The 3,017-nt window shown below is 70.9% G+C and carries 1 protein-coding gene; it reads left to right on the top strand.

What is annotated here, in order from left to right; genetic code table 11:
- Positions 1-2,752, top strand: a 2,752-nt coding sequence (locus AB0M20_RS35125) for a S8 family serine peptidase (protein ID WP_364304774.1), incomplete at its 5' end; no start/stop codon positions are given.
- Between the last annotated feature and the right edge of the window lie 265 nt (positions 2,753-3,017).

The raw sequence follows: 3,017 nt of genomic DNA, 5'->3' as shown, positions 1-3,017 counted from the left end.
GTACACGGCCGTGCTCCGCGGCTTCTCGGCCACTATGGACGCGGGCCAGCTGGCCGACGTTCGGCGGGACTCCTCCGTCGCGTATGTCGAGCGGGTCCTCGTCGAGCACGGTGACGGCGACCAGACCAGCCCGCCGTGGGGGCTGGACCGCATCGACCAGCGGACCGGGCAGAACGGCCACTTCGTCTACAAGGCGACCGGGTACGGCGTGCGCGTCTACGTCACCGACACCGGCATCCGCCGCACCCACCAGGAGTTCGCCGGCCGTGTCATCGCCGGCCGCGACTTCGTCGACGACGACAACGACCCGGCCGACTGTCACGGGCACGGCACCCACGTCGCCGGCACCGCGGCCGGGCGCACCAAGGGCGTGGCGAAGGAGGCGACGATCGTCGCGGTCCGCGTACTCGACTGCAACAACCGCGGCGCGACCGACGACGGCATCGCCGCGATCGACTGGGTGCGGCTCAACCACCCCGGCGGCCCCGCCGTGCTCAACCGCAGCGTCGGGGTCGACGGCGGCCAGAGCGTCGCGCTGGAGGCGGCCGTCGGCAACCTGATGTCGCAGAAAAACATCCTCGTCGTCGCCGCGGCCGGCAACGACAACCAGGACGCCTGCCTGTACTCGCCCGGCCGGATGGGGCCGGTGCTCACCGTCGCGGCGACCGACGGGACCGACCGGCGCGCGGACTTCTCCAACTGGGGCGGGTGCGTCGACCTGTTCGCCCCCGGCTACGGCATCGACTCGGCCTGGCACACCGGCGACGCGGACACGAACACCAGGAACGGCACCTCGATGGCCGCGCCGCACGTGGCCGGGATGGCCGCGCTCTACCTGCAGACGCACCCGACCGCGACCCCGGCCCAGGTGCACGCCGCCCTCGTCGACAGCAGCACGAAGAATGTCGTCGCCGACCCGAGGGGCACGCCGAACCGGCTGCTCTACCACGATCCCCACCTGCCGTCGCCGCACGCGTCGCTGAACGCCATGTTCGCCGCCTACGGCAACAACGCCGGCTGCGCCGACTGGAGCGGCGCCGACGCGACCCAGTCGATCCGGCTGCCGAGCGGCAAACGCGCCTGGTTCTTCGCCGACAGCTTCCTCAACCGGCCGTCCGAACGCGCCGGATTCCACCGCAGCGCCCTGCGCAACTCGATCGTGATGCAGGACGGCAACAGCCTGCGCACGATCACCGGCGGCAACACCTGCCGGGAGAGCGACCCGTCGCTGCCGTTCTGGGACCGCTACGCGAAGACGCCGTTCGACGAGGGCACCAGCGCGTTCTATTGGCCGGGTGACTCGATGGTGGTCGGCGGGAACGTGGTGAAGTTCTTCTACCGCAACGAGCCCCAGCCGCCGTGGTGGACGGACACGCACAGCGCGGTCGCCAGCGTCCCGATCAGCACGCTGGAGAACAACAGCGTGATCAACGTCCAGCCGACGCTGATCAGCCCGCGGTACACGTTCGGCGCACACCCGATCAACTGGGGCCTGGCGCTGCTGCAGGTCGGCTCGGTGGTCTACATCTACGGGGCCGGCATCGTCGACGCCCAGAACAACCGCCGCGCGTACCTCGCCTCGGCCACGCCCGCCGACCTGACCAATCCGGCGCGCTGGCAGTTCTACGCCGGCGGGCGGTGGTCGGCGATGGGCGACCAGAACGCCGCCGTACCGATCTCGTCCGGCTTCTACGTCGAGAACGGCTTCAGCGTCGCGCACCTCAACGGCCGCTACTGGCTGGTGCAGCACGAGCCGAACCTCAACGGCGGGCGGATCATGGCGCATCCGGCCACCAGCCCTTGGGGCTTCACCAACGAGCGGGTCGCGCTCTACAACCCGCCGGAGGGCGGTCGCGGCCCGACGAACCGCTACCTGTTCTACTACGAGGCCCGGCTGCACCACGACCTGGCCGCGCCCGGCCGGGTGATCCTCAGCTACAACGTGAACACCTCCGCGGTCAGCGTCGGCTGCCGCAGCCTCAATGACCACGACGGCTCGGTCTACCGGCCGAGGTTCGTAGAGGTGCCGCTGGGCCGCTTCGACGCCCTCGAGGCGAGCACCTCGCCGCCGTATTCGGCGCCGGCGAGGTCGCCGCAAGCCGCCGACCTCACCTGGTACGACCAGTGGGCCGAGCCGCAGAAGTCCAACGGCGGCTGCCCGCCCCTGACCCAGCCGACCACGCTCACCGCGGCCGCCAGACCGGACGGCTCGGTCGCGCTGAACTGGTCCGACTACGGCCGGGACATGTGGTACTGGGTCGAGTCCCGGGACGTGACGGCAGGCGGTGCCTGGACCCGCCCCGAGCTCTGGCAGTCCGGTACGTCCATGGTGGACATGCCGCTGCTCGACCCGGCCAAGCAGGGGCACACCATGCAGTGGCGGGTCATCCCGTTCGCCAACGGCAGCAGCAGCCGCGAGGCCCCCGCCTCCAACGTCGTCGAGCTGGTCGTCCGCTGCGAGCCACCGGCGCAGGTCACCGGCGTGGTCGCCGCCCGGGTCGAGAGCGGCCGGATCGAGCTGACTTGGAACGAGGTGACCTACCCGGCGCCGAGCGTCTACTACGCCGTCGACTACTGGAACATCACCCGGGGGCAGACGGAGGCGCAGGCGACCAGGTGGGGCTTCCTCAACCCGGGCACAACCAGGGTGTCGATAGGCTTCCCGCCCGGCGACATGATCGGCTTCAAGGTCACCGCGCAGAACGTCGGCGGATACGGCCCGGCATCCGTGCCGGCGGTGGCCACCGCGTGACAACAGCGGGAAAGCCGCGCGGGTTCACTGAACCGGGCAGGCGCGGCTCTCCGGCCCACCGCGCAGCGAACCGCCATCGGCGCATTCAGCAGCCGCTGGTCACGCCGAGCTGGGCCTGCGCAGCGGGACATGGCATTCTCGAAGCGTGAGAGAGGAAGGCGCGGCACCTTCGCCGAGCTGTCCATGGGCCGGGGGCCTGACCAATCTGGTGCCCGGAGCTTGCCGCTTCGCGGGCGGCGCGTCATGACCGACGACGAGCTCATCG

Origin of the sequence: Actinoplanes sp. NPDC051633 (assembly GCF_040681735.1) — a bacterium.
Classification (GTDB): Bacteria; Actinomycetota; Actinomycetes; order Mycobacteriales; family Micromonosporaceae; genus Actinoplanes.
This window is presented reverse-complemented; position numbering and strand designations above follow the sequence as displayed.